The organism is Actinomyces sp. SKVG-SVH-4(1) (assembly GCF_048514265.1).
Lineage (GTDB): Bacteria > Actinomycetota > Actinomycetes > Actinomycetales > Actinomycetaceae > Actinomyces > Actinomyces oris.
Genome location: NZ_JBGEVE010000007.1, coordinates 116862 through 142485, shown reverse-complemented (window position 1 = coordinate 142485; position 25624 = coordinate 116862). Strand labels below are relative to the sequence as shown.

The window sequence follows — 25624 nt, the reverse complement described above, 5'->3', positions numbered from 1 at the left end:
CCCCCATGACTTCTGTCATGAGATGCCGGAACGAGTTCCCTAACGGCATGCCGGGCCCACGAGCGCCGGCCACCGACCGATAATCGAGGGGTGAAGGTTCTGGCCGACAAAGGCGTGCTGCTGTGCGGTTGCCTCCTGCTGGTCCTGCTCGTGGGGCAGGTGAAGACGGCGGCCGTGATCTGGTTGATCGTGGCCGTGACCGTCGCCGGCCTGAGCATGAGCGCCGACCAGCGACGGTGGGGGTTTGCTGTGCCGGCCGCCTATCTCCTTGTGGGAGCCCTCTCGGCGGACTCCGTGGCTGGGGTTCCGCTGGTCGTCTACGTCCTGGCCCGCCTCGGTGCGCTCGGGACCCGGCGCGCGCGAATGGCGGCCGTGGCCGTCTGCATCCCCTTCGCGGCCGTCATGGTCACGCGGGTTCGGGACATGCCCGTGCTGGCCCTCGCTCTGGCGGTCTGCGCTCTCGCGGCCCTCCTCGCGCTGCGCACCGTCCAGGAGGAGGCGGCGCGAAGGAGCCTGCACGTGGTGCGCGACGACCTGCGCGAGAAGGTCCTCACCCTGCAGGACACGAACGCCCAGCTGCTCCAGGCCCAGGACTACGAGCTGCGCGCCGCCGCCCTGGCCGAACGCACCCGCATCGCCCGCGAGATCCACGACGGCGTCGGCCACCTCCTTACCCGCCTCCTGCTGCAGGTCAAGGCCCTCCAGATCGTCCACCGCGAGGAGCCCGGCGTCGTCGCCGACCTCACTACCCTGGACGGTGGCCTCGATGAGGCCCTGGACTCCATGCGCCGCTCCGTCCACGCCCTGTCCGACGACGGCGAGGAGCTGGCCACCTCCCTCAACCTGCTGGGCTCGCGCTGCGGCATCGACTCGGTGAGCGTGGACTGCTCCACCGAGGCCGAGCCGCCTGCGACGGTGGCGCGCTGCGTCGTCGCCGTGGTGCGCGAGGCCCTGACCAACGCCGCCCGCCACGGTGGGGCCCGATCGGCCCGCGTGGCCGTCACCGACTACCCTGCGTTCTGGCAGGTGACTGTTGACAATGACGGCATCGTCCCCGCCGAGGGCGAGCCGGCCGTATACGGCCGCGGCGGCTCGGGCCTGGGCCTGCGCTCCATGACGGAGCGGGTCGAGGCCCTGGGCGGCCGGGTGCGCATCACCCCGCGGCCACGGTTCACGGTCTTCGTCACGATCCCCAAGGACGGACAAGGGAAAGAAGGAACATCATGAGGGTCCTCATCGTCGACGACGACGCGCTCGTCGCCCAGTCCCTGTCCACGATCCTGTCGGTCGAGGACGACGTCGAGGTCGTCGGTCTGGGCTGCTCGGGACCCGAGGCCACCGAACGCTACCGGGAGCTGACCCCCGACATCCTCCTCATGGACATCCAGATGCCCGGCGGGGACGGGCTCAGTGCGGCCGAGCGGATCCTGGCCGAGGACGCCGGGGCGCGCATCGTCTTCCTGACCACCTTCTCCGACGACGAGTACATCGTGCGGGCCCTCAAGATGGGGGCGCGTGGCTACCTCATCAAGCAGGACGTCGCTCAGGTCGCCCCGGCGCTGCGCTCCGTCATGGCCGGGGTCTGCGTCCTGGAGGGGGAGGTGCTCGAGCGCAGCACCACCATGGGGCTCGGCGGGCGTACCGGAGGGAGGGAGCCTGCCGAGGAGGGCCCGGGACTGTCCGACAAGGACCTGCGGAGCACGGCTTTCGCGGCCCTGACCGACCGCGAGTACGAGGTCGTCGAGGCCGTGGCCGAGGGGCTGGACAACGCCGAGGCCGCGGCGCGGCTGTTCATGAGTGAGGGCACGGTGCGCAACCACATCAGCGCGATTCTGGCCAAGCTCGGCCTGCGCAACCGCACCCAGGTCGCGGTCATGTACTACCGCTCCGCGCAGGCCGGGTGATCCTGGCGCAGCCGTACCCCAGCGTGACACATCGTGTTACCCTCGATGGGAGACGAGGAGGAAGCGATGTCGACCGCTATGGAGAATCTCAACGTCAAGATCGATGCCGAGGACAAGCGTCTGTTCGTTGAGCTTGCTCGCCAGATGGGAACGACTCCGTCCAATGCTGTACGCATGTTCGTCCGTGCGTTCAATGACTTCAAGGGTTTCCCTTTCGATACCTCACGTCCCTATGGCATGACTGCCGAGGCACGACGGGCTTACGAGGAGGCCGATGCGGCGATCGCCGCAGGAACGGCCAAGCGTTACCGGACCGTAGCTGACCTGCGCAACGACCTGGGCCTGTGATGCTCCAGATCGTCATCTCGAACAAGTGCAAGAAGGATCTCAAGCGGGCTAAGAAGCGCGGTCTCGACCTGGATGAGTTCTTCGCCGTCGTCGACATGCTTCAGCGTCAAGAGGCGTTGCCCGCTCGCTACCGCGACCATGCGCTCACGGCGGACCGAGCAGGTTTGAGGGACTGCCACATCCGGCCCGACTGGGTGCTGATCTATGAGGTTCGAGAGGCGGAGCTCGTGTTGCTCCTGGTGGAAACCGGCAGTCATTCCGATCTTCGGATGTGAATGGTATGAACAATCAATCGTGGCCAAGTGAGTGTTTGTGAAATCATGCGCAGATGGATCTGCTCCAGCTGAGAGCGGTGCCCGCCACTCGGGTGCACACCGCGTCTGACGACTTCAGATGCCTTCGATGACTCTGTTTGAGCGCGGTTGATGGTGATAGTATCAATATGAGCGGTCGGTGTGGTCGCAATCTGCGAAAGTAGGAATCTGTGGGAGCGCTTGCTTTAATCATCTTCTTCATGTTTCTCGTTCCCATGCTTCTGTGGGGTGCCATAGACCCTCGCGGTATGTGGGAAGCGACGTCAGCCTGGCAGTTCCGTGACCCTGAGGCCAATGAGCCGTCCGATGGTGCCTTCGCTTTTCAACGGCTTGCTGCCATTGTCGCTCTTCTGATGATGGTGGGGGGCGTATTCTTCGTCATGTCGGCGTCGCACAGGAATGCGAGTGATCGCGCAACGGATGATGCCACTCCTCATGTGTACCCAAACATTTATTCGTCGAGTGACGGTGAGGATAGTGATGGATATGCCGAGACGACCGTGACTCCGTCTCCGGTGGATCCTTTCCCGTCATCTTCGATGACTGCCGTGGGATCTGGTGATCCGGTTGTCCTTTTCGAGCCGGTTCTCGAGGGTGTGGCCGGTGAGCAGAAATCGGACTCCTCGGTCAGCATTGGCATCGACGCCTTCTATTACTCGTGGCTGCCCGGAGACCATCCGAGTGCCTTCGCCACGGCAAGCGTCGTCGACTCCAAGGTCGCCTTGGGGACGCTCGATCCTGCCCAAGCGACCACGGCCAGTGGTGGAGAATCGGCACTGGGCGAGGGGTCTGCGATTATTGTCCGGATGACAAAGGCGGTGTGCGCCGTCACGTCGGTATCGGTCGAAGAGTATGAGCAGGGCATTCAAATCGCTGTCTATGGGGTCACCGATCCGGCCCGCTGCGGGCAGACAACCGAGGGTGCTTACGTCGCCATCCCGCTCACCGATGAGCAGGTGGCGAAGGCGCGCAGCTATGAGGCTCCCGCCTACCATCCTCTGGACGACTCCGAACTGAAGTACGGCTGGCAGAGGTCCTCCAAGGGGAAGTACAGCCCGACCATCTTCCAGGCTCGTAGCCGTGCCGAGCTCTCCGAGGTATGGCAGTCAGAGGAGACAGACCGCCAGCTGACGCCTCATGTGCTTCTGCCTCGCAGCGCTGGGTAAAGAGCGCCGGCTAAGGATTGCCGGCTGGTCAGGCGAGTTCACCGGTGACGAGGCGGACGAGGTCTCGGCGCGCCCGGCGCCCCTCCGGGGTGGGGAACATCGGGTAGACGTGGTTGAGGTTCTCGCCGACGTGCAGCGTCGAGTCCACCCCGGCCTCCAGGAGCTTGGCGTGGAAGAGCGCATTGTCCGGCAGGAGGATCTCCCGGGTCCCCACGAAGGTCGTCACCTTCTTCAGGCCCGACAGGTCACCGTAGATGGGGGAGAGGTGCCAGTCGGTCGACGGGGTGCTGCCCGCCCAGGAATGGCCGATCTCGGCGAGGGGTTCGGGAGCCATGAGCGGGTCGGCGTCGACGTAGTCGGCGATATCCGGGTTGGTGTTGGTGATGTCGACCCAGGGCGAGATGAGTGCGAGCTCATCGGGCTGGGTGTCGCCGGCCTCAGCCAGGGACAGGGCGATGACCGCCGCCAGGCCCCCGCCAGCACTGTCTCCCATGAGGACGATCCGCTTCCCCGGGTTCTGCGCCACCGTTCGCCGATAGAGCTCCAGCACCAGCCGGTGCGCCTCCTGCCAGGTGTGGTGAGGCGTCAGCGGGTAGAGCGGCATGACGACGTCGGCCCCCGTCCTACGGGCCAGATGATCGACCAGCCAGGCGTGCGCCGAGACCGCCGTCGCGATGTAGCTGCCGCCGTGCAGGTAGACGATGACCGCGCTTGACGGCGTCCGCTGGCGGACGTGATAGACCGGCATGCCGGAGTCCTCGCTCCGCTCCAGGTCGTAGAAGAAGCGACCCCAGGCCGGGAAGGTGACGGTGCGGGCAGGCTCGGGGCGGTCGGCCAGACGCGCGATCCGCTCGGTCATCGGAATGCGGGCCGCCAGTGCCTTGACCGGCCGGACGCCGTACTCCGCCAGGCTCGCCGCGGCCGAGCGGCCATATCGCTTGTGGGAGTAAAGGCTGAAGGCCCCCACCGTCAGGCCCACACTGGCTGCGCCGACGGCGATCCTGCTCCCGCTGAGTCTCCTGGGCACCTTCATGATTCCTCCACTCCGCAGAGCCCCGAGTGCTCTCCGACAACATCTCCGGATCCGGTGTCTGCTCCGTTATCGTAGGCATCAGAACGCCGCGATGATGGGGTGAATCCAGCTCGTTCACTCAGTGCGGAGGCCGGTACGTGGGGGAGCCGTCGGCATGACAAGAGGAGACTGCGATATGGAAGCCTACGAGACCGACCACCTCGCCGCCGTCCGTGCTCTCGCCCCCGAGTGCATGGTGCTGCTGCGCTCCAATGGTGCCTTCCCCCTGACTGAGCCGGGCGAGATCGCCCTGTTCGGCTCCGGTGCGCGGCACACCATCAAGGGCGGAACCGGCAGCGGAGACGTCAACTCCCGCCACGTCACCACCATCGAGGAGGGCCTGGAGACGGCCGGCTTCACCATCGTCACCCGGCCCTGGATGGAGGCCTACGACCGTATCCGTCTCCAGGCCCACCAGGACTTCATCGCCGGTATCAGGGCCGAGGCCGCCGAGCGCGGCGTCCCCGCCATCATGGTCGGCATGGGCTCGGTCATGCCCGAGCCGGAGTACACGATCCCCCTCGATATCCAGGCCGGCACCGACCCGCACGCAGCCGTCTACATCCTGTCCCGAACCTCCGGGGAAGGCAGCGACCGCACCCCCGAGGCCGGAGACCTCAGACTCACCGACACCGAGATCCGCGACATTCTCGACCTCAACGGGCGCTTCGAGCGGTTCCTCCTCGTGCTCAACGTGGGCGGCGTCGTCGACCTCAGCCCGCTCGACGACGTTGCCAACATTCTCCTGCTCTCCCAGCTCGGCGCGACCGTCGGCGACGCCTTCGCCGACGTCCTCCTGGGAAGGGCCTACCCCTCCGGAAAACTTGCCACCACCTGGGCCGCCTGGGACGAGGGCGACCAGATCGGCGACTTCGGCGACCCGGACGACACCCACTACCGCGAGGGCATCTACGTCGGCTACCGCTTCTACGACTCGGTCGGCAAGGAGCCGCTCTTCCCCTTCGGGTTCGGCCTGGGCTACACGACCTTCGACGTCCAGATCCGCCAGGTGAGCCTCGACGGCGCTCGCGTCAGCATCGACGTCGACGTCACCAACACCGGCGGATACCCGGGCAAGGAGACCATCCAGGTCTACGCCGGCGTGCCGGCCGGACGCCTCGACCAGCCCCTCCAGGCGCTGGCCGGCTTCACGAAGACCGACGAGATCACCCCCGGCGCCACGGCACGGATCACCGTCGACGTCGACCTGACCGACCTGGTCTCCTACGACGAGGCCGCCCGTGCCACGGTCCTGGAGGCCGGGCGCTACCTGCTGCGGGCGGGAACCTCCAGCCGGCAGCTGAGTCCCGTCGCCGTCGTCGAGCTCGCCCAGGACGCAACCGTGCGACACCTGACCGGTGACCTGGGGGAGCCCGGCTTCACCGATTGGAAGCCCGAGGCGCCGGCGGTCCTCGAGATTCCGGCCGGCCTGCCGGTTCTCGCCGTCAACCCGACCGACCTGCGTCTGCCGGACCACGCCGAGCCCGATGAGCAGTCCGCGCTGGAGGGCTTCAGCGAGGCCCACACCCTGGCCCGGGGGCTCTCCGACAACGAGCTCGTGTATACCGTCCTGGGGGACTACCGCCGCGGCGAGGAGTCCGGCTCCATCGTCGGGGCCGCCTCCACCACAGTCATCGGCGCGGCGGGCCAGACCACCTCCCGGATCCCCGGCCTGCCCAGCATCATCATGGCCGACGGGCCCGCCGGCCTGCGCCTGACTCCCACCTACGGCGTCGACGCCGAGGGCCCCTTCTCCCTGGGCGACTCCAGCCTGCCCGCCACCTTCCTCGACCTCATGGACGACGCCGGACGTGAGGCCCTCGGCATCGCCGACGAGCCAGACCCCCGCAAACCCACCGAGATCCGCGAGCAGTACACCACCGCCATCCCCATCGGCACCGCGCTCGCCCAGTCCTGGAACCCTGCGCTGGCCGAGCAGCTCGGCGACGTCGTCGGGGTCGAGATGGAGCGCTTCGGTGTCCACCTCTGGCTCGCCCCCGCCTTCAACCTGCACCGCAGCGTCCTGTGCGGACGCAACTTCGAGTACCTCTCCGAGGACCCGCTGCTGGCCGGACGCATCGCCGCCGCCATCACCCGCGGCGTCCAGACCCACTCGGGGCGGGGTGTCACCATCAAGCACCTGGCCTGCAACAACCAGGAGACCAACCGCCTCAACTCCAACAGCCAGGTCAGTCCCCGAGCCCTGCGCGACCTCTACCTGCGCGCCTTCGAGATCTGCGTGCGCCAGGCCCGCCCCGCCGCCGTCATGACCTCCTACAACCTCATCAACGGCGTCCACACCTCCGAGTCGGCCCAGCTGCTCGAGGTGATCCTGCGCCGGGAGTGGGGCTTCGACGGACTGGTCATGACCGACTGGGTCGTCGACGGCATGACCCGCAGCGACATGAAGCACCCGCGTGCCACCGCGGCCGCCACCATCAAGGCAGGCAACGAGCTCTTCATGCCCGGAGGCGAGACGGATCGGGAGGACCTCCTGGCGGCCCTGGAACGGGGGAGCGTAGGCCGCGGGCCGGGTGGCCGGATCGCGCCGGAAGACGGAGGCGTGAGTCTGACGCGGGGCGAGCTCGAGAAGCAGGCCGCCCGGGTCATCCGCGCGGCCTGGAGGATAGCCACGATCTCGACATCCTGATGCTCGTGCTGTAGAATTAATCGAAGAATTCAGCAGCGGGGGGTGTGTGATGCCGACGATCAAGCCAGTATCAGATCTGAGGAGCTACACCGACGTTCTCAAGGATGTTGCGGAGGGCTCGCCTGTTTTCCTCACCAAGAATGGTCATGGGAGGTACGTCCTTCTCGATATGAAGGACTATGACCGCATTAAGGCGGGTCGTCGTCTCCTCCGAGAGGTCGAGGCGGGTCGGATTTCTGGTGAGGAGCAAGGGTGGGTTAGTGCTGCAGACGTGCGTGCGCACTTCGTCGCACGGCGGGATTCCGCCCATGAGTGCTGAGATCGTCTACTCCGCTGATGCTCTCATTGATCTTGATGAGGCCTGGGATTTCACGGTTGAGACCTCCGGCGACCCGGACTTAGCGTTTCAGCAGGTGGATGCCCTGCTTGAGGCGGTCGAAGGGACTCGTAGCTACCCGTTGGCCGGGAGTAGGTTGGATGTTGTTGTTGGCACGCCAACTGACAGTCGCTATGTTGTGGCTGGTCGTCTGTTAGCTGTTTACAGCATTCAAGAGCACTTCATTCGGGTGGATCGGATCTTCGATACTCGGCAGGACTGGGTTTCTGTGCTCGTCCGGCGTGGCTGAGATCCCGTGCTCTGGGGGGATTGCTGGGGCCTGTCGCCGGGGCATTGAACGTGACATGCTCAGCAGGAGCCACCCATACATCGTAAGGAGCCCCTCCATGGCGCTGACACCTCAAGCACGTGAGACCTTCACCAGGCTGTTCGGGGTGGAGCCCCAGCCCCACCCCACGGACCCTGAGCTGTTCGACATCCTCCAGAACGGGATCTTCGACGAGGCCTTCTCCACGGGCGTCCTCACCGACGTCGAGCGCGAGCTGCTCACCATCACCGCCCTGACCGCCATGCAGACCCTTCCGCAGCTGCAGGCCCACGTGGGGGCCGCCCTCAACATCGGAGCCAGCCCGCTCCAGCTGCGCGAGACCATCTACCAGTGCGCCCCCTACATCGGCTTCCCCAAGACCCTCAATGCCATTGACATCGCCAACGGGGTCTTCGAGGCCAACGGCATCTCCCTGCCCCTGGAGAATGCCGGCACCGTGGATGCCACCGACCCCAGTGCCCGCGAGCAGGCCGGCGCCGACATTCAGGCCCCGCTGTACGGCAATGAGGTTAAGGAGGTCTTCTCCGCCCTGCCCGAGCCCTTCGATGAGTTCGTGCCCCACCTGCTGACCTCCTCCGCCTTCGGCGACTTCGCCACCCGTGGCGGCCTCGACGTTGCCCAACGCGAGCTCATCAGCTTGGTGGCCATCGCCGCCATCGGCGCCACCACCCAGCTGCGCCCGCACGTGGCCGGGGCGATCCGGGCCGGTTCCTCCCGTCAGAAGGTGGCCGCCGCCCTGGTCCAGGTCATGCCCTACATCGGAGGCCCTTACGCCCTGTCCGGCCTGGTCCTCGTGGCCCGCTACGACGAGAGCGCCTCCGCAGAGGCCTACCGCTGAGAGGCAGATCCGCGCCCGGCCCGGCGGTCCGTCTACGATGGCCGCGGGGCCGGTTCTCGTTGCCGGCCCTGCACAGCAAGGAGAACACGTGACGACGACGCAGCCCTACCTCTCACGGCAGGTCACCCTCACCGTCCAGGGGCAGAGGCTCGGGGGACTGGCCTACGTCCCGCGCACGGCGTCGTCGACCCCCTCGCCCCTGGTCATCTGCTGCCACGGCATGGAGGGCTCCCACACCCGCGTCGCCCCCATGGCCCGGCGCTTCGCCGCGGCCGGGGCCGTAGCCATCTGCTTCGACTTCCGAGGGGGCGGCGGCAGCGCCAGCCAGGGCGAGACCACCGCGATGTCGGCCCTGACCGAGCTGGCCGACCTCGAAGCCGTCCTCACTGCCGCCTACGCCTGGCCGGAGGTCGACGCCTCCCGGGTCGCCCTGTTCGGGCTGAGCCTGGGTGGAGCGGTCGCAGCGCTCGCGGCCGCCCGCCACCCGCAGCGGATCACCGCCCTGGCCCTGTGGTACCCGGCCCTGCGACTGGGGGAGAACCTGCGCGCCGCCTTCCGTACGCCGGCGGCCGTGCCCGAGGAGTTCGACTGGGCGGGCACCCGCCTGGGGCGCGCCTACGCCGTCGACGGCTGGAACCTGGAGGTCGGGGCCGAGCTGGCCACCTACCGTCGCCCCGTCCTCATCGTCCACGGGGACCAGGACCGTGCCGTGCCCATCGAGGTCTCCCGGGCCGCCGTGCGCGCCACCCCCGACGCAGAGCTCGTCACCATCCCCGGCGCCGCCCACGGTTTCGGCGACGTCAACTGGGAGGAGGCCATGCGCCGCACCATCGGCTTCCTGGCCTGGAACGGGGTCCTTGAGGAGGACTGAGCGGACTGAGCCGCGCGGCGGACAGTGGGAACGGGCGGCGCAGTCCGTTTTTCTGACAGTGGTGGTTCCCGAGCCACGGGCGTCGCAGAATTGACCGCGTGAGCGCACACGAGACAGCAGACCTGACCAGTGTCAGCAAGACGATGCTGCTGACCCTCCATGCCAGGGCGGAGCACACGCTCTCCGACCGGCCGCGCTTCACTGACCCCGCCGCGGTCGAGCTCGTCTCCCGGCTCGACTATGACTTCACCATGGCCAAGCAGGACCGGCTCATGGCCGACGGCGTCGTGCTGCGCACCCTCACACTCGACCCGCTCGTGGCCGGGTACCTGGACACCCACCCCGGCTGCACGGTGGTCAACGTCGCCTGCGGGCTCGACACCCGCTTCCAGCGCCTCGACGACGGGCGCATCACCTGGTACGACCTCGACCTACCCGACGTCATCGCGCTGCGACGTCGGCTGCTCGAGGGCGGCGAGCGTCACCGCACCCTTGCCGCCTCCGCCCTCGACCCCTCCTGGCCCGACCAACTGGAGGACGTGAGCCGCGACGTGCTCGTCGTCATCGAGGGACTGAGCATGTACCTCGAGCAGGAGGAGGTGCGCATGCTCCTGGACATCATCGCTGCGTGCCTGCCCGGTGCGACCGTCATCATCGAGGTCATGCCCCGCCTGTTCCAGAAGTACGGTCGGGAGCGCTCAGTGGAGGACGCGGGTGCGCGCTACACCTACGGCTGCTCCAGTGCCGCCGAGTTCCGCCGGACGGTGGCCCCCGGCTACATGCTGCTCCACGACGTTCCCTTCACCCGCACCATCGCGCGCTACCACCCCCTGCTCGCGCCCCTGACGCGGCTGCCACTGGTGGGCAGACTCTCCGAGCGCATCGTGGTGCTGCGGGCGCCGGCCTGAGCGCTGGATGGACGCTGGTCCGGGGCTGGTCCGGTGCTGGGGCCGGGCGTTGGGTCAGGACCTGGCTTGGTGCCGGTCTGGCACTGATCGGCGCTGGGCCGGTGCTGGCCCGGGGCGGCCGATCTCGACGGGGACATCCTGCGCGCGGGGGTGCGTTCTCTCCCGGCCGGGGACAGCCTGCGCGTGGGGGTGCATTCCCTCCCGGTCGGGGACAGCCTGCGCGTTGGGGGACAGGAATCCGGCCCCCGACGGCGTCGAATGCCCCCGGCCGCACGGAAACGCCCCCGGCCGCGTGGAATGTCCCCGACGGCGTCGGATGTCCAGGCCCGGAGGTGTGCGTACCCGGCTGGTAGCGATGGGGTGAGCTGGCACTACTATTCTCCCTGGACGTGCCCGCAGCGCTGCGGGCACGGGCGATGAGGAGGAATCATGGGCGAGCCGATGACGGCGTCGGATAAGGATGCTCAGACGGCCGAGGAGCAGGAGCGCGGCTACTGGCTCTACGTCCCGGGCGAGGGCGCCGGTAAGTGGGATGAGTTTCGAACGGCCGGGATCATGGCGCTCAACTGGGACCGGATCGGCGACCCCACCAGCTACCCGAATGAGGAAGCCGTCATCGAGGCGCTGGAGGCCGGCTACGGGGACTGGGGAGGCAGGCCGACAGGCGCGGCGGGAATGATCCGGGACTTCACCCGCACGATGCGTCCCGGCGACGTCGTTTACGCCCGGCGCGGTCCCACCGAGATCATCGGGCGCGGCGTCGTCCGCTCGCAGTTCCGTTACGACGACGCCCGGCCCGCCTACCGCTGCGTGCGCGACATCGAGTGGACGCATGTCGGTTCCTGGCTGCTCGACCGGCGTGTGGGCGCAGTGAGCCTGCAACGAGTCACGGAGAACACGAGCTACAACCCGGCCCAGCTCGAGTCGCTGTTCCGGGACCGGAACGCATCAGGTGCGTCGACTGCCTCCGCCCGGGCGCAGGGCGTCGGGGACTCCAGTCAAGCCAAGAAGCATGAGCTCCAGCACTGGCTCTATACCCCGGGCGAGGGTGCAGCGAGATGGGATGAGTTTCGAACGGCCGGGATCATGGCACTCAACTGGGACCGGGTTGGCGATCTTGCCTCCTTCCCCGACAAGGAGTCGCTCCTGGACGCGCTCTACACCCATTACGGGGACTGGGGCGGCCGCCCACGTAAGGCCGCGGACTCGGTGTGGGACTACATCCATGCCATGAAACCAGGCGACATCGTCTATGTCCGCCGCAGCTTCAATGAGATCGTGGGGCGCGGAGTGGTTCGCTCCGACTATCGCTATGACGAGGACCGGTCATCCTTCCGGGCGGTGCGTGACGTCGAGTGGACGCATGTCGGCTCCTGGCCGCTCGAGCAGCGGATCGGCAGACTGATGCTGCAACGCCTCACAGAGAACACGAAGTACACACCGGATCAGCTCAACGCACTGATCGGAATCGAGGACTCGCACTCTTCCGCATCCGTGGACGAGCGGCGCGGGAACAACGATCTCGACGAGGCGGACGAGCACTACACCAGTGCCGACTTCCTGGACGAGGTCTTTCTCAGACCCGAGGACGTGGAGCAGATGCTCGGGCTGCTGCGCCGCAAGAAGAACCTCATCCTCCAGGGCGCCCCGGGCACGGGAAAGACCTTCGCGGCCAAGCGCCTGGCCTACGCCCTCATGGGCCAGACGGATGACTCGCGGGTGGAGGTGGTGCAGTTCCACCAGTCGACCACCTATGAGGACGTCGTCGTCGGGCTGCGTCCCACGGCCGAGGGCGGGTTCGCGGCCGCCGAGGGCGTCTTCGCCAGGTTCTGCCGGCGTGCCGCCGCCGACCCGGGACGGGACTACGTGTTCATCATCGACGAGATCAACCGGGCCAACATCTCCAAGGCCTTCGGCGAGCTGCTCATGCTTATCGAGGCCGAGCACCGTGGGGAGGCGCTGCGCCTGCCCGTGTCCGGGGATCTGCTGTCCGTCCCGAAGCGGCTCCACATCATCGGCATGATGAACACCGCCGACCGGGGGTTGGCCCTCATCGACTACGCGCTACGGCGCCGCTTCGCCTTCTTCGAGATGCGGCCGGCCCTCGATCACCCCGGGTTCCTCAGGCACGTCGAGGCCGTGGGCAGCTCGAGGCTGGAGGCGCTGGTCGACGTCGTACGCCGCCTCAACCAGCGGATCGCCGAGGACGAGGCCCTCGGCCCCGGGTTCCAGATCGGCCACTCCTACCTGTGCCTGCCTGCGGCCGGCCCCGAGAACCCCGCGGGCACGGATGCGGACGTGACCTCGGTGGTGCGCTACGAGCTGGAGCCGCTGGTGCGCGAGTACTGGTTCGACAATCCCTCAGCGATGGACGAGAGCATCCACGAGCTGGAGAGCGTCCTGGGATGACGGCCGCCCTGCCCGGCCGGGCGCGAGACGGGGCTCCCGGCCGACCGCACCAGCGTGGTCCCAGCACCGTCCTGCTCAAGAACGTCTACTACATGCTCGCCTACGCCTTCAAGGCCCTGGAGACCGGCGAGCACCGGCGCCTGGCGGCCGAGGACTTCGAGCATGTCCACGACATGCTCGCCGCGATCCTGGCCGGTGGGCTGGACAACCAGCGCCGACGCGGTTTCGAGCGGGACTATCAGCCCTTCAACGAGGACCTGACGGTGGTGCGGGGACGCATCGACCCGGCCGCCACGATGCGTCTGAGGGCACGTCGCAGGAACCTGGTGCGCTGCGGATACGACGAGCGCACCGAGAACACCCTCATGAACCGGCTCCTCAAGACCGCCGCCCTGCGCCTGATCCTGCACGGCGACGTCGCCCCGGCCCGCCGGAAGCGTCTGAAGTCCACACTGCTCGTCATGGGCGACGTCGAGGTGATGAGCGTCGGGGACCTGCGCCAGCTGCACTGGGACAGCCTGTGCTTCCACTGCGGTAACCGCTCCTACCGGCTGCTCATGGGCGTGTGCCGACTCGTCCTGGACGAGCGGCTGCTCAGCGGCGCCGACGGCGCAGTCAGCCTCGCCGACTTCCTCGACCCCCAGGAGCTGAGCGCCCTGTACGAGCGCTTCGTCCTGGCCTACTTCCGCCGCCACCACCCCCACCTGCACGCCGGCGCTCCCTGGGTGAGCGGCGGCATCGAGGACGCCCCGGTCTTCCTCCCGGGACTGCACACCGACATCGTCCTCACCGGGCCGGAGCGGACCCTCATCATCGACACCAAGTGCTACGGGCGCATCCTCGGCTCCCGCTACGACAAGTCGATCCTGTCCCCGGCCAACCGCAACCAGATCTACAGCTACGTCATGCACGAGGCCAGTGACCCCCGGCAGTCCGGGCGTGAGGTCGCCGGCATGCTGCTCTACGCCCAGACCGCCGTCGACCCGCCGATCCGCGAGACCTGGACCGAGACCGGGCACCGCTTCCACGTGCGCACCCTCGACCTGGACCGGGATTTCACCGAGATCGCCGTACAGCTCGACGACGTCGCCGCCTTGCTCACGCCAATCTGACCACTCGCGAGTCGCGAGCGGCGCCGTTCCGCACCGTCCACATCGCATCCTTCCCTCGGCCGGGGGCATCCTGCGCGTAGAGGTGCACTTTCTTCCGGCCGGGGACATGCTGCGCGTAGGGGGACAGCAATCCGGTCCCCGACGGCGTCGAAGGCCCCCGGCCGGAAGGACACGCTCCCGGCCGCGTGGAATGCCCCCGGCCGTCACTACGTGTTGGAGACCAAGAGGCGCGTGGGACGAGCGTCGACGACGCCGGTGTCCCCAAGGGCGACTGTCTCGCCGCGGAATCCCCGTGTTGTGGAGTCCGAGAAGGGCTGTCGATGCTCGTTGGCATGATGGGTGATGCCTCCCTTGGCATCTTCTCCCGGAACACTCATGTCCTTGCCGGGGAGGAAGGAGTCGGGAGGAGGTGAGGGCCGTGTCCAAGCCGAGAGGGCGACGCGCAGAAGTCCGCAAGGGCAAGGTAACGGCCCGGAAGGTGAGCGAAGTACTCAACGCTGTCGCTCGCCTGATCCGGGCCGTCGGTGTCCTTGTGGATGCCCTCAGCACGTGGATCGGCTAGGCCGTTCCCTTGCGAGGGGAGTCGCCCGGCTAGCACCCGGGTGGCTCCCCACCATTATGAGGCCGCCCATCCGCACTGTCCACATCGCATTCTTCCTTCGGCCGGGGACATCCTGCGCGTGGGGGTGCATTTTCTCCCGGCCGGGGACATGTCGCGCGTCGGGGGACAGGAATCCGGTCCCCGACGGCGTCGAAGGTCCCCGTCCGCACAGAAATGTCCCCGGCCGAGGGGGAGGACTGGCAGCATCGGAACCGTGACCGAGAACCACGCCCAGCCCAGCCCCGCCAACCCGGACGACGTCGTCAACCCCCTCCTGCTCCAGGCCTTCGCCTGGGACCTTCCCGCCGACTCCACCCACTGGCGCCTCCTGGCGGACAACGCCGCCCTCCTGGCCGACTGCGGGGTGAGCTCGGTGTGGCTGCCGCCCGCCTACAAGGGCCAGGCCGGAGTGGAGGACGTCGGCTACGGCGTCTACGACACCTACGACCTGGGCGAGTTCGACCAGAAGGGCACCGTCCCCACCAAGTACGGCACCAAGGAGGACTACCTCGCCGCCATCGAGGCCCTGCACGCGGCCGGCATCAGCGTCGTGGCGGACATCGTCCTCAACCACCGCATGGGCGGGGACGCCACCGAGGTCGTGCGCGCCACGTCCGTCGATCCCCACGACCGCACGTGCACCATCGGTGAGACCGAGGAGATCACCGCCTGGACCCGCTACACCTTCCCGGGGCGCGCCGGCGCCTACTCGGACTTCACCTGGGACTGGACCTGCTTCCACGGCACCGACTGGGATGAGGCCCGCCGCCAGCAGGGCGTCTGGCTCTTCGAGGGAAAGCAGTGGAACGAGAACGTCAATGACGAGCTCGGCAACTACGACTACCTCATGGGTTCCGATGTCCACGTCATCGACCCCGCCGTCAGCGCCGAGATGGATCGCTGGGGGCGCTGGTACGTGGAGACCACCGGCGTCGACGGTCTGCGCCTGGACGCCCTCAAGCACGTCGGTGCCGACTTCTTCGCCCGCTGGCTGCCCGAGCTGCGCCGCGCCACCGGCCGCGCCCTGCCGGCCGTGGGCGAGTACTGGTCCCGCGACGTCGCCGAGCTGGAGGGCTACCTGGAGGCCGTGCCGTTCATGAGCCTGTTCGACGTCCCCCTCCACTTCCACCTGCACGCCGCCTCCACCTCCAATGGCGACGTCGACCTGACCCGGCTCTTCGAGGGCACCCTCGTGGCCGCCGACCCCGCGCGCGCCGTCACCTTCGTGGAGAACCACGATACCCAACCGGGCCAGTCCCTGGCCTCCACCATCGAGCCCTGGTTCAAGCCCTCGGCCTACGCCCTCATCCTGCTACGCGAGGCCGGAACCCCCTGCGTCTTCTGGGGCGACCTGTTCGGCACGCCTGAGACCGGCGACCTTCCGGCCGTCACCGAGCTGCCGCTGCTCATGACCATGCGACGCGCCCTGGCCCACGGCCCCCAGCACGACGCCCTCGACGACCCCGACGTCGTCGGCTTCGCCCGAGAGGGCGACGATGCCCACCCCGGCTCCGGGCTCGCCGTTGTTCTGTCCGACCGCAGGGCCGCCACCAAGCGCCTCCACGTCGGGGCGCGGCACGCCGGCGAGCAGTGGATCTGTGTCCTGGGCGGGCACGAGCCGGTCACCATCGGTGACGACGGCAACGTCGAGCTGCCCGTGTCCGACGGCGGCCTGAGCGTCTACGCGCCGGAGGCTGCCCGGCCGATCCTGGACAGTGCCGAGCAGCACCTCCTGCGCCAGCGCTGAGGATCGCCCGAAGGGCTGGGGAGCTGCGGTGTCCTTCACGCCTGGCGTCACGGGCGCGTAGGGTGATGGCGCCAGCCGCACTGACCTGAGCCGACCTTCCTGGAGGAGACATGCCCGCTTTCCACGCGCCCACCGACCAGAGGACCGACAAGGCCGTCGCCGTCTTCATCGCCCCCGGGCTGGAGGAGGTCGAGGCACTGGCGACCGTGGACATCCTCTTCCGCGCCGGTATCCCCACGACGATGATCTCCGTGACCCCCGAGCGGGCCGTCGTCTCCTCCCACAACATCGTCGTCACCTGCGACCTCACCCTGGCCGAGGCGAACCTGGACGACTACGACATGCTCGTCCTGCCCGGCGGCATCCCCGGCACCCCCAACCTCAAGGCCGTCGAGCCCCTCATGGCTGCGGTCACTGAGCGGGTGCGCGCCGGCCGGCCCGTGGCCGCGATCTGCGCCGCACCCTCGATCCTGGCTGAGCTGGGCCTGCTCGAGGGCCGCCAGGCGACGTCGAACCCCGGCTTCGTGGGCGTGCTCGCCGAACACGGCGCGCAGGTCAGCCAGGCCGCCGTCGTGACGGACGGCCCCGTCATCACCTCCCGCGGCATGGGCACCGCCATCGACTTCGGCCTGGAGATCGTGCGCCACTACCTGGGCGAGGAGGCCGTCGACGACGTCAAGGCCAAGATCGTCTACCAGGGCTGAGCCCTCACCCCGGATTCCGACCGACTCCGACCACCCCTGACCGGCTCCCTCACTAAAGTCGCTGCGTGGGGGAGCCGACCTATGCGCTCTGCGTCAGCTCCGCGGCGCACCGGCGGGCCTGAACGTGAACGAATGCGATACCGGCAACCGTCTGAATCAGCATGATGGCCATGGGGAACAGGATCGAGATCGTCTCATGCAGGGCCGCCTGAACGGCGAAGAGGACAGCTGAGTCGAGGAGGACCACACCCACTCCGATGGTGGCCACCGCGCACCGGGCCTGCATCGTGTACCAGTTCTCCTCCGAGCGCAGCGCGATCTCGTGACGCACTCCTGCCCACGAGTTCGGCGGGAGCCTGCGCTTCGCCATCCGGCGTCCCAGCACCACGAGGAGGATGCCGGTCACGCTCAGGATCAGGCTCATGAGTATGGAGCACGCTGTCTCAACCATCGATGTCCCTCGTCATCCGTCGCAGTGGTGGAGGTTCTCGGTTCCGGTGAGTTCTCTTTGAATAGTACGCCGCGAGGACGCACGGTGGGGTTCGCAGCCGCACCGTGGAGGTGCAGTCGGCGGGCCCTGAGGTGCGTCCTCGCGGCTTCATGGTGCGAATACGTGGTGAATGCGGATCAGGACTTCTTGGCGCTGCGGCGCTTCTTGGGGATGAGGGCGGCGACGACGAGCAGGCCCCCCAGACCCGCCAGGCAGGCGATGGCCGTCGTCGTGAAGTCGAAGCGCAGCCCCAGGCCCGCCGCGATGAGCAGCCCGCCCACGAGGAGCAGGAAGGCTCCCCATAGGAGAGTGGAGCCCTTGATGTCCTGGGGCGTTTGCGGGTGGTCCTGCTCAGTGACCGTCCCGGCGCTCCACACCGGGCTCGACGCCGAGGATGCAGGAGCCGAGCCCGTGGAGGCCGTCTCCGCGCCGGCTTCCTGAGAGGCGGGCAGTGGCATGGTGACCGGCTGAGTCTCCGGCTCACCTGCTGGCTCGGCCGCGGGCTGAGTCACCGGTGGGGTCAACGGCTGGGTGTCTCCGGCGGCCGGGAAGGGCCTAGTGGCGTCCTCGCCGGTCGCCTCGGTGCTGGTGCTGTCGACGTCGTCGGGCGACGTCGTGGAAGAGGTGCTGCTCATGAGGGTCTCCTTGGGTGGGCCCGGGACGTGCCCGGGGAAGAGTTCTGGTGGCTGAGTCCGGCTCGCGGGCGCGATCAGCCGGCTGTTGGGCTGGCCGCGGCGGACTGCTTGGTGGGAGCCGGGGACGGTGTCGGGGTTGCCGATCCGGAGGGGCTCGGGCTCGCACTGGGCTGCCCGGCGCCCTGCCCGGACAGGGTCCTTTGCACGCAGGAGTCGTAGGAGGCGCGCTCCTTGGAGGTCAGGTCGGACAGGTTGCTCCACCCGACGTCCTCGCTGCGGTCGTCCTCGTCCACGCTCTCGTGGGCCGTGCGGATGCAGGTCTCAGCGTCCTTGGCTGTGATGGCCTGGTGGTTCATGCCCGGAACCGGCAGATCGTCGCCGTGGGCATCGCCCTTCTCGTCGAACCAGGTGCTGACGATCCACACGGGTTCCTCAGCGTTGCCGTACCAGGAGACGGTGTTGCTGCGCTCCTCGATGTTGATCGTCCCGGTGTCCACTGAGGCGTTGATGGTGATCTGCGGCCGCTGGTCGTCACTGTTGGGGGAGGCCAGGGTGCGCTTGGCGTTCAGCCCGCCGCTGGAGCTGGCGTAGGTGGTGATGCTCTTGCCGGTCACGTCGTGGCGGCGTGGGCCCTCGTCGTCCTGATCCATCTGGCGGCCGTTGACGGTCCAGGCCCGGGCGACCTGTGAGTCGATCGCTCCCATGTCGACGTCGGCCCTGACCTCCACCCGCTGGTCGGTGTCGGTCTTGATGCGCAGGGTGCCGACGTCGAGGTGGGTGGTGATGGTGGAGAGCTTGCCGGCCTCCGTGGCGGGCATGCCGCGCAGATCCAGGGTGAGGTCGCCAATGTCCTTGTTGCGGGTGACGCTGCCGCCGCTGGCCGATGCCGTCAGTTCCTGCCAGGTCACCGTGCTCGAGGTGGCGGTGGTTGCGTTCCTGAGGCTCTCGAAGGGCATGCGGGCCAGGCTCGTGGGGACGATCGAGGCGGTGGCCAGCGCGGGGATCGCAACGACGAACAGGACCGGCCAGCCCAGCACCGTCATCCAGCCTCCGTGCCGACGACGCAGGCCACTGACGACGATGCCCGCTCCCAGGAGGGCGACCAGGATGCCGATGAGGATGAACTGACCCTGGAGCAGACCCAGGTGGCGGGTCACCGTGGCGTACCAGACGCCCGCCGCGGTCAGGAGTCCCAGGCCCAGGACCGCCAGCGACACCGAGGAACCGGGGCCGGGGCGGCGCGGGCGCGCCGGGCGGACCGGCACGGGCGGCTGCTGGTAGGACGGGTACTGCCGGTAGGAGCGGCTCTGCCAGCTCTGGCCGCCGGCCGGCTGGTTGAAGGCTGGGGCGCCGGAGCCGGGCGTTGAGGAGTCCCAGGCCGATGCGGAGCCCGCCGCCGGGGTGAAGCCCCCGGCCTGACCCGCCGGACCGGCAGGGCCGGCCTGGCTGCCGGGGCGGTTCCCCGGTGCCTGCGCGGCGCCGGCAGGGTAGGTCTGCCAGGGCTGGGGTCCCCGAGGGCCTCGAGCGGCCTTCCGGTTCGCGCTCCGGTTCTGGGCACTGCGGATGAGGAAGACGATGGCCAGGACGATCAGCCCCAACCAGAACAGGGGCCACAGGGCGGCGGCGATACCCGCGGTGCCCGCTTCATGGACGTACCAGTTGGGGATGAAACCGCTACCGAATGTCGACATGCCGATGATCGTCATCCCGATGGCGCCCGCCAGGCCCGCGTTGAAACGGCCGGAGAGGGCCTCCTCCAGGTGGATGCGCCCATCGGACTCCTCGGGCAGGAGGGCCCAGGCCAGGCCGTAGAGGACCAGCCCGACACCGGCGAAGAGCGAGAGCACCACCCACACGCAACGCACCAGGGTGGGGTCCAGGTCGAAGCGGTGGGCCACGCCCCCGGCCACGCCCGCGATCCAGCGCTCGTTGGTGCGCATGAGGCCCGAGCCGCGCAGGGAGTCGAAGAAGCGGTGAGTCGATCCGCCCTGAGGCCCGGGCTGGGGGCCGCCGTACTGCTGGAAGGAGGGCGCGGGACCCGGCTGCGGTCCGTACTGCGGTCCCTGCCGGGAATCGCGCTGGGCGCCGTCGGCACCCTGTGCGTTGGAAGAGGGGAAGGATGCGGAGGAGTCAGAGGAATCGGAACCGGTGGGGGAACCACCGTCAGACGGGGAAGTGGGCTTGTCGTTCATGTCAACAATTCTTCGCGTCCGTGGCCTGCGGCACGATCAGGGGAACCCCTGAATGATCCCGGATTGTCCCCCCAATCCCCCGGGGGACCCTCGGGTCGGGGACCCTGACGTGCCACGATGGTGCCATGACGACAGCTCAGCAGCGGGGTACGCAGCCCTCGCCGACCGCCGGCGGGCCCGCGTACTCCTGGAGCCCCCCGCGCCAGCTGCGGCGACGCCCCCCTCTGCGCCGCCTGCCCCACCAGCTGGGGCCGGCGCCGGCCGACCTGTCCGTCGAGGCCGCCCGTATGCGCCGCCCCGCCCGCATCGCCGGCGTCTGCGCGGGACTGGGGCTCCACCTGGGCATCCCCGTGCGATACATCCGCGCGCTCATGGTCGTCCTGGCCCTCGGCGGCGGCGCGGGAGCCCTGCTCTACGCCCTGCTGTGGGCGACCCTCCCCGGGGAGAACGGGCCGGCAGGAGAGGTGCCCGCCTCGGTGGTCTCCCGTGCTCGCCTGGCGGCTCGCCTCAGGAGTGGGAGAGGTACCGCAGAGTCTCGGGCCGACGGCGGAGCCCCCCTGGGCCTGTCGCAGACGGTCCTCGACGGCGGCGCACTCCTCCTGGCTGCCCTGTTTCTGGCCTCCTGGCGCTTCGGGCTGCTGGACCGGATCGGTGCGGTGGGAGTCATCATCGTCGTCATCGCCGGAGCGGCCCTGGCCTGGTCGCAGATGGACAACCTGGTCGGCCCGGACCGCAACCTGAGCGCTGTCCTGCGGGTGGCTGGCGGGGTGTGCCTGGCCGTCGTCGGCATCCTGGTGTGGGTGGCCGCCGACAGCACCCCTTACAAGCTCATCTCCGGGCTCCTCACCGGAGGGGCGCTCGTGGCGGGCATTGGCGTGGTCCTGGCACCCCTGTGGCTGCGGACCAACCGGGCCCTGGCCGACACCCGCGCCGCCGAGATCCGTGAGTCCGAGCGCGCTGACATCGCCGCCCACCTGCACGACTCCGTCCTCCAGACCCTCACCCTCATCCGCAAGCGCGCCGACGAGCCCGAGACGGTGGCCCGCCTGGCCCGCTCCCAGGAGCGCGAGCTGCGCGCCTGGCTCTACACCGACCGCCCCGCACCGGGCACCTCCGTGGCCGACGCCTTCACCGACCTGGCCGGTGAGATCGAGGACCGCTACGGCGTGGCCGTCGACGCCGTGTGCGTCGGCGACCGGGCCCCCGACCGCGACACCGAGGTCATCGTCGCCGCCGCCCGCGAGGCCCTGTCCAACGCGGTGCGCCACGGCGCCCCACCGGTCTCCCTCTACGTCGAGGCCGGCGAGGAGGGCCTGGAGGTGTTCGTGCGCGACCATGGCCCCGGCTTCGACCTCGATGCCATCGCCGAGGACCGCCACGGCGTGCGCCAGTCCATCATCGCCCGCATGGAGCGCCACGGCGGCAGCGCCCGGGTGCGCCGCATGTCCACCGGCACCGAGGTGGCACTGACTCTCCCCATGCGAGCCCACTGAGCCGTCTATCGTTGCTTTGTCTCCTTGGGCCGCACCCGGCCCCTCGCTCCTCGATCACCCCACGTCACCACCAGGAAGACCCCATGGCTGACACGCCCGCCGGTACCACCACAGACCACCACCAGCCCGCCGATGCGAGCGCGTCCCTGCGGGTCCTGGTTGTCGACGACCACGCCCTGGTCCGCTCCGGGGTGCGCTCCGAGCTGACCGCCCACGCCCCCGACCTGGACGTCATCGCCGAGGCCGACGACGTCGAGGGCGCCATCGCCGCCGTCCACGCCCTGCGGCCCGACGTCGTCCTGCTCGACGTCCACCTGCCCGGCGGCAACGGCGGGGGAGGGGCCGAGGTCGTCGCCTCCTGCCACGACGTCCCCGAGACGCGCTTCCTGGCCCTGAGCGTCTCGGACGCCAGCGACGACGTCGTCGGCGTCATCCGGGCCGGCGCCCGCGGCTACGTCACCAAGGCGATCTCCACCGAGGACCTGGCCCAGGCCGTGCGGCGCGTGGCTGCCGGAGACGCCGCCTTCTCCCCGCGCCTGGCCGGATTCGTCCTGGACGCCTTCGGTGCCGGAGCGGGCGAGGTGGCGGTGGCCGACACCGAGCTCGACCGCCTCTCGGCGCGCGAGCGGGAGGTCATGCGACTCATCGCCCGCGGCTACACCTACAAGGAGTGCGCCTCCGAGCTGTTCATCTCGGTCAAGACCGTCGAGACCCACGTCTCCGCGGTCCTGCGCAAGCTCCAGCTGTCCAACCGCAACGAGCTCACCCGCTGGGCTGTGGCCCGCCGCATCGTGTAGGGCCCGACGGCGTCCCGGGCTCATCCCGGAAGCGGACCGGGGGATACGCCGATGGGGCCCCGGTCAGATGACGGTCCGGCATCGCGTCGGGGCCCACACCTCCGCACTGTCCCGCCACCGACCCGATCCGTGGCAGGATGCGGGACGTGAGCCACCCCCCGCAGCCCTCCGCGAGCACCGCTCATCCCCACCCCGACCCCCTCCGACCGGCCTGCGATCACCTGCGCGCAGGCGGGCTCGTCATCCTGCCCACGGACACCGTCTACGGCATCGGCTGCAACGCCGCCGACGCCGCGGCCGTCGAGCGGCTGCTGGCCGCCAAGGGGCGCGGACGCCAGATGCCCCCGCCGGTCCTCGTGGCCGACCCCGCCGACCTGATCGGGCTCGTCGCCCAGGTGCCCGAGGCCGCCCGAGCCCTCATGGAGGCCTTCTGGCCCGGGGCGCTCACCCTCATCCTGGATGCCGACGAGACCCTGACCTGGGACCTGGGGGAGACCGGCGGCACCCTCGCCGTGCGCATGCCCGCCCACGAGCTCACCCTGAACCTCCTGCGCCGCAGCGGCCCGCTGGCTGTCACCTCCGCCAACCCCACCGGCGCGCCGCCCGCCACCGACGCCGCCTCCGCCCGGGCCGCCTTTCCCGGGCGGGTCCGGGACATCGAAGAGCTCGCGCCGGACGGTGAAGCCGCCGGCGCCGACTGGCGCGAGGACATCCTGCTGCTCGACGGCGGAGCCACCCCGGGACCGGTTCCCTCCACCATCGTCACCCTCGCGGGGGAGCACGCCCACGCCCCCCGGATCCTGCGCCAGGGGGTCCTGGCGCTCGCGGACCTGGAACGAGTGGCCGGCGTCGCCCTGTCCGACGGGACGGCAGGCGCGGCCCGCGGCAGGACGGAGGCGGGCGCGTGAAGGTCTACCTCCTGGTCATGGCCGTTGCTGCGGCGACCACCTACGTGGCCGTGCCGATCATCCGGCACATCGCCCTGGTGGGTAACGCGCTGACCCCCGTGCGGGCCCGCGACGTCCACTCCACGCCCATCCCACGCCTGGGCGGCGTGGCCATGTTCTTCGGCCTGTTCTCCGCGATCTCCGTGGCCTCCACGATCCCCTACCTCTCCGACGTCATCGACTCCAGCGCCTGGGCGGTGGTCCTGGGGGCGGGGCTGGTGTGCCTGCTCGGCGTCGTCGACGACCTGTGGGAGCTGGACTGGATGACCAAGCTCGCCGGCCAGATCCTGGCCGCCGGCGTCATGGCCTGGCAGGGCGTCCAGCTCCTCACCTTCCCCGTGGCCGGGCTGACGATCGGCTCCTCACGCCTGTCCCTCATCTCCACCGTCATCGTTGTGGTGGCCGCCATCAACGCCGTCAACTTCGTCGACGGGCTCGACGGGCTGGCGGCCGGCATCATCGGAATCGGCTCGACCGCCTTCTTCCTCTACACCTACGTCCTGACCCGCGCCACGAGCCCGGGCTCCTACAGCTCCCTGGCCGCCACCATCGTGGCCGCGCTCATCGGTGTGTGCGTGGGCTTCCTGCCCCACAACTTCAACCCCGCCACCATCTTCATGGGCGACTCCGGGGCGATGCAGCTGGGACTGGTCTCGGCCGCCTCCACCATCATCGTCACCGGGCAGATCGACCCCGGCAGCTTCGACGGCTCGCGAGCGCTGCCCGCCTTCATGCCGATCCTCCTGCCATTGGCGGTCCTCCTGCTGCCACTGACCGACATGATCATGGCGATCGTGCGCCGCACCCGGAAGGGGCTGAGCCCCACCCACCCCGACCGCATGCACATGCACCACCGGCTCCTGGCGGCCGGGCACTCCCACCGCCGCGCGGTGCTGGTCATGTACCTGTGGGCGGCGGTCGCCTCCTTCCCCGTGGCCGCCATGGCCTTCTTCCCCCTGCCCTGGGTGCTGGCGGGGCTCGCCCTCGCGGTGCTGTTCGCCTTCGTCGTCACCGTTGACCTCATGCCCGGGGTGCGCCACGGCCTGCGCTCGGCGCTGCGCCGTCGCCACGACCGCCAGGAGCAGCGGATCATCATCTCCCGCAACGTCTCGGGAACCGGTGAGGTGACGCGCCCGGCCGAGGGGCAGGCGCCGCAGGGCATCGCCCTGTCGGCACCACCCGGACCCTCTGAAAGGACACGTCAGTGAGCGAGACGACCCCCACGAACGCCCGCGCACTGCATGAGGCCTCAGACCGGCTGCGTCGGATTCTCATGGTGGCCGCCGTGGTCATGGTGGCCGGTGAGGTCCTGTGGTGCCTCATCGGCGGAGCCCGCGGCGCCGTGACCCAGCCGTGGGGCACCCTGCTGGCGGCGGTGGGGACGACGACGCTGCTCCTGGCTGCGAGCTGGTGGTTCCTGGACCGCATGGTCCACTCCGATACGGGGAGCGTGGTGGCCTGGGTGGCTGCCGGGTATCTGGGGAAGATCGCGCTCCTGGCGGTGGGGCTCCTGGGAGGACGAGCCCTGGGATGCGACACGAGAGTGATTGGGGTCTCACTCATTGTGGCGATCCTGGTGGGCATGTTCGCCGAGGCGACCGTGCTGGCGCAGGCGCGAATCCTTGCGGTGGAGCCGAAGAAGGATGACTCGGCGGACCATCCCTGACCGGAGGGCGGGGGCGGACTCAAGACGTCGTGACTGGAGTGGGTCACGATAGGGCGTCTGGTTTGCTTCGTGAGACACCTGTGAGGCGCTAGCAT

The 25624-nt window shown here is 69.1% G+C and carries 24 protein-coding genes; 20 read left to right on the top strand and 4 right to left on the bottom strand.

Features of this window, described 5'->3' with window-relative positions; translation table 11 throughout:
* Positions 1–90 precede the first annotated feature (90 nt).
* From AB7V09_RS07915 to AB7V09_RS07895, 5 genes are all read left to right on the top strand, one after another.
* Positions 91–1227 carry a sensor histidine kinase gene (locus AB7V09_RS07915; protein WP_419143409.1) on the top strand — a complete coding sequence of 379 codons (1137 nt, stop codon included), beginning with the start codon at positions 91–93 and terminating at the stop codon, positions 1225–1227.
* Positions 1224–1904 carry a response regulator transcription factor gene (locus tag AB7V09_RS07910; RefSeq protein WP_314155885.1) on the top strand — a complete coding sequence of 227 codons (681 nt, stop codon included), beginning with the start codon at positions 1224–1226 and terminating at the stop codon, positions 1902–1904. Before AB7V09_RS07915 ends, AB7V09_RS07910 begins: the two co-directional genes overlap by 4 nt.
* Positions 1905–1970: 66 nt before the next feature.
* Entirely contained in the window at positions 1971–2252 is a 282-nt protein-coding gene (locus AB7V09_RS07905) for a type II toxin-antitoxin system RelB/DinJ family antitoxin (protein ID WP_009406362.1), read from the top strand.
* Complete coding sequence (locus AB7V09_RS07900; RefSeq protein WP_010614629.1) at positions 2249–2527, top strand: type II toxin-antitoxin system YafQ family toxin; 279 nt, start codon at positions 2249–2251, stop codon at positions 2525–2527. Before AB7V09_RS07905 ends, AB7V09_RS07900 begins: the two co-directional genes overlap by 4 nt.
* 239 nt (positions 2528–2766) lie before the next feature.
* Positions 2767–3732, top strand: coding sequence for a hypothetical protein (locus AB7V09_RS07895; protein ID WP_419143408.1), 966 nt, complete (start codon positions 2767–2769; stop codon positions 3730–3732).
* A 28-nt stretch (positions 3733–3760) separates the two neighbouring features.
* Here the strand turns inward: AB7V09_RS07895 and AB7V09_RS07890 are convergent, their stop codons facing one another.
* Positions 3761–4765 carry an alpha/beta hydrolase gene (locus tag AB7V09_RS07890; protein ID WP_419143407.1) on the bottom strand — a complete coding sequence of 335 codons (1005 nt, stop codon included), beginning with the start codon at positions 4763–4765 and terminating at the stop codon, positions 3761–3763.
* Positions 4766–4940: 175 nt separating this feature from the next.
* Here AB7V09_RS07890 and AB7V09_RS07885 point away from each other — a divergent pair, with 175 nt between their 5' ends.
* The 10 genes from AB7V09_RS07885 to AB7V09_RS07840 all read left to right on the top strand — a co-directional run bounded on the left by AB7V09_RS07885 (position 4941) and on the right by AB7V09_RS07840 (position 17309).
* Positions 4941–7454 carry a glycoside hydrolase family 3 protein gene (locus AB7V09_RS07885; RefSeq protein ID WP_419143406.1) on the top strand — a complete coding sequence of 838 codons (2514 nt, stop codon included), beginning with the start codon at positions 4941–4943 and terminating at the stop codon, positions 7452–7454.
* A 49-nt stretch (positions 7455–7503) separates the two neighbouring features.
* Positions 7504–7773: a type II toxin-antitoxin system prevent-host-death family antitoxin gene (locus AB7V09_RS07880; RefSeq protein WP_075374854.1), complete on the top strand. Its 270-nt coding sequence runs from the start codon at positions 7504–7506 to the stop codon at positions 7771–7773.
* Complete coding sequence (locus tag AB7V09_RS07875; protein ID WP_419143405.1) at positions 7763–8080, top strand: type II toxin-antitoxin system RelE/ParE family toxin; 318 nt, start codon at positions 7763–7765, stop codon at positions 8078–8080. The genes AB7V09_RS07880 and AB7V09_RS07875 overlap by 11 nt, the downstream gene beginning before the upstream one ends.
* A gap of 97 nt (positions 8081–8177) precedes the next feature.
* Entirely contained in the window at positions 8178–8957 is a 780-nt protein-coding gene (locus tag AB7V09_RS07870; RefSeq protein ID WP_075415445.1) for a carboxymuconolactone decarboxylase family protein, read from the top strand.
* Between the two features lie 88 nt (positions 8958–9045).
* Entirely contained in the window at positions 9046–9828 is a 783-nt protein-coding gene (locus AB7V09_RS07865) for an alpha/beta hydrolase family protein (protein WP_419143404.1), read from the top strand.
* A gap of 98 nt (positions 9829–9926) precedes the next feature.
* Positions 9927–10736, top strand: coding sequence for a class I SAM-dependent methyltransferase (locus tag AB7V09_RS07860; RefSeq protein WP_419143403.1), 810 nt, complete (start codon positions 9927–9929; stop codon positions 10734–10736).
* A 429-nt stretch (positions 10737–11165) separates the two neighbouring features.
* A complete protein-coding gene (locus AB7V09_RS07855; RefSeq protein WP_419143402.1) occupies positions 11166–13145 on the top strand; it encodes an AAA family ATPase in 1980 nt (659 codons plus the stop codon).
* Entirely contained in the window at positions 13142–14257 is a 1116-nt protein-coding gene (locus AB7V09_RS07850) for a 5-methylcytosine restriction system specificity protein McrC (RefSeq protein ID WP_419143401.1), read from the top strand. The genes AB7V09_RS07855 and AB7V09_RS07850 overlap by 4 nt, the downstream gene beginning before the upstream one ends.
* A gap of 815 nt (positions 14258–15072) precedes the next feature.
* A complete protein-coding gene (locus AB7V09_RS07845) occupies positions 15073–16605 on the top strand; it encodes an alpha-amylase (RefSeq protein ID WP_009406272.1) in 1533 nt (510 codons plus the stop codon).
* Between the two features lie 110 nt (positions 16606–16715).
* Positions 16716–17309, top strand: coding sequence for a DJ-1 family glyoxalase III (locus AB7V09_RS07840; RefSeq protein WP_279015490.1), 594 nt, complete (start codon positions 16716–16718; stop codon positions 17307–17309).
* Between the two features lie 79 nt (positions 17310–17388).
* Here the strand turns inward: AB7V09_RS07840 and AB7V09_RS07835 are convergent, their stop codons facing one another.
* From AB7V09_RS07835 to AB7V09_RS07825, 3 genes are all read right to left on the bottom strand, one after another.
* Positions 17389–17760, bottom strand: a complete 372-nt coding sequence (locus tag AB7V09_RS07835) for an SdpI family protein (protein ID WP_419143400.1) — start codon at positions 17758–17760, stop codon at positions 17389–17391.
* Positions 17761–17936: 176 nt separating this feature from the next.
* Complete coding sequence (locus tag AB7V09_RS07830; protein ID WP_419143399.1) at positions 17937–18434, bottom strand: hypothetical protein; 498 nt, start codon at positions 18432–18434, stop codon at positions 17937–17939.
* Positions 18435–18508: 74 nt separating this feature from the next.
* Positions 18509–20626 (bottom strand): PspC domain-containing protein, encoded by a 2118-nt coding sequence (locus AB7V09_RS07825; protein WP_419143398.1) that lies wholly within the window; start codon positions 20624–20626, stop codon positions 18509–18511.
* A gap of 125 nt (positions 20627–20751) precedes the next feature.
* Here AB7V09_RS07825 and AB7V09_RS07820 point away from each other — a divergent pair, with 125 nt between their 5' ends.
* The 5 genes from AB7V09_RS07820 (at position 20752) to AB7V09_RS07800 (ending at position 25529) form a co-directional block, all read left to right on the top strand.
* The gene (locus tag AB7V09_RS07820) at positions 20752–22119 is read left to right on the top strand and encodes a PspC domain-containing protein (protein ID WP_419143397.1); all 1368 of its coding nucleotides are present in this window, start codon (positions 20752–20754) and stop codon (positions 22117–22119) included.
* An 83-nt stretch (positions 22120–22202) separates the two neighbouring features.
* A complete protein-coding gene (locus AB7V09_RS07815) occupies positions 22203–22916 on the top strand; it encodes a response regulator (RefSeq protein WP_010614650.1) in 714 nt (237 codons plus the stop codon).
* Between the two features lie 137 nt (positions 22917–23053).
* Entirely contained in the window at positions 23054–23824 is a 771-nt protein-coding gene (locus AB7V09_RS07810) for an L-threonylcarbamoyladenylate synthase (RefSeq protein WP_419143396.1), read from the top strand.
* Positions 23821–25071 carry an MraY family glycosyltransferase gene (locus AB7V09_RS07805; protein WP_419143395.1) on the top strand — a complete coding sequence of 417 codons (1251 nt, stop codon included), beginning with the start codon at positions 23821–23823 and terminating at the stop codon, positions 25069–25071. Before AB7V09_RS07810 ends, AB7V09_RS07805 begins: the two co-directional genes overlap by 4 nt.
* Positions 25068–25529, top strand: coding sequence for a hypothetical protein (locus AB7V09_RS07800; protein WP_009405627.1), 462 nt, complete (start codon positions 25068–25070; stop codon positions 25527–25529). The genes AB7V09_RS07805 and AB7V09_RS07800 overlap by 4 nt, the downstream gene beginning before the upstream one ends.
* Positions 25530–25624: the final 95 nt, after the last annotated feature.

Excerpts from the sequence above, each read along its gene's own strand:
- AB7V09_RS07820 (WP_419143397.1), top strand. The coding sequence starts at position 20,752 with ATGACGACAGCTCAGCAGCGGGGTACGCAGCCCTCGCCGACCGCCGGC.
- AB7V09_RS07910 (WP_314155885.1), top strand. The coding sequence starts at position 1,224 with ATGAGGGTCCTCATCGTCGACGACGACGCGCTCGTCGCCCAGTCCCTG.
- AB7V09_RS07880 (WP_075374854.1), top strand. The coding sequence starts at position 7,504 with ATGCCGACGATCAAGCCAGTATCAGATCTGAGGAGCTACACCGACGTT.
- AB7V09_RS07875 (WP_419143405.1), top strand. The coding sequence starts at position 7,763 with ATGAGTGCTGAGATCGTCTACTCCGCTGATGCTCTCATTGATCTTGAT.
- AB7V09_RS07855 (WP_419143402.1), top strand. The coding sequence starts at position 11,166 with ATGGGCGAGCCGATGACGGCGTCGGATAAGGATGCTCAGACGGCCGAG.
- AB7V09_RS07870 (WP_075415445.1), top strand. The coding sequence starts at position 8,178 with ATGGCGCTGACACCTCAAGCACGTGAGACCTTCACCAGGCTGTTCGGG.
- AB7V09_RS07835 (WP_419143400.1), bottom strand. The coding sequence starts at position 17,760 with ATGGTTGAGACAGCGTGCTCCATACTCATGAGCCTGATCCTGAGCGTG.
- AB7V09_RS07810 (WP_419143396.1), top strand. The coding sequence starts at position 23,054 with ATGCGGGACGTGAGCCACCCCCCGCAGCCCTCCGCGAGCACCGCTCAT.
- AB7V09_RS07850 (WP_419143401.1), top strand. The coding sequence starts at position 13,142 with ATGACGGCCGCCCTGCCCGGCCGGGCGCGAGACGGGGCTCCCGGCCGA.
- AB7V09_RS07890 (WP_419143407.1), bottom strand. The coding sequence starts at position 4,765 with ATGAAGGTGCCCAGGAGACTCAGCGGGAGCAGGATCGCCGTCGGCGCA.
- AB7V09_RS07885 (WP_419143406.1), top strand. The coding sequence starts at position 4,941 with ATGGAAGCCTACGAGACCGACCACCTCGCCGCCGTCCGTGCTCTCGCC.
- AB7V09_RS07830 (WP_419143399.1), bottom strand. The coding sequence starts at position 18,434 with ATGAGCAGCACCTCTTCCACGACGTCGCCCGACGACGTCGACAGCACC.
- AB7V09_RS07905 (WP_009406362.1), top strand. The coding sequence starts at position 1,971 with ATGTCGACCGCTATGGAGAATCTCAACGTCAAGATCGATGCCGAGGAC.
- AB7V09_RS07825 (WP_419143398.1), bottom strand. The coding sequence starts at position 20,626 with ATGAACGACAAGCCCACTTCCCCGTCTGACGGTGGTTCCCCCACCGGT.
- AB7V09_RS07895 (WP_419143408.1), top strand. The coding sequence starts at position 2,767 with ATGTTTCTCGTTCCCATGCTTCTGTGGGGTGCCATAGACCCTCGCGGT.
- AB7V09_RS07840 (WP_279015490.1), top strand. The coding sequence starts at position 16,716 with ATGCCCGCTTTCCACGCGCCCACCGACCAGAGGACCGACAAGGCCGTC.
- AB7V09_RS07815 (WP_010614650.1), top strand. The coding sequence starts at position 22,203 with ATGGCTGACACGCCCGCCGGTACCACCACAGACCACCACCAGCCCGCC.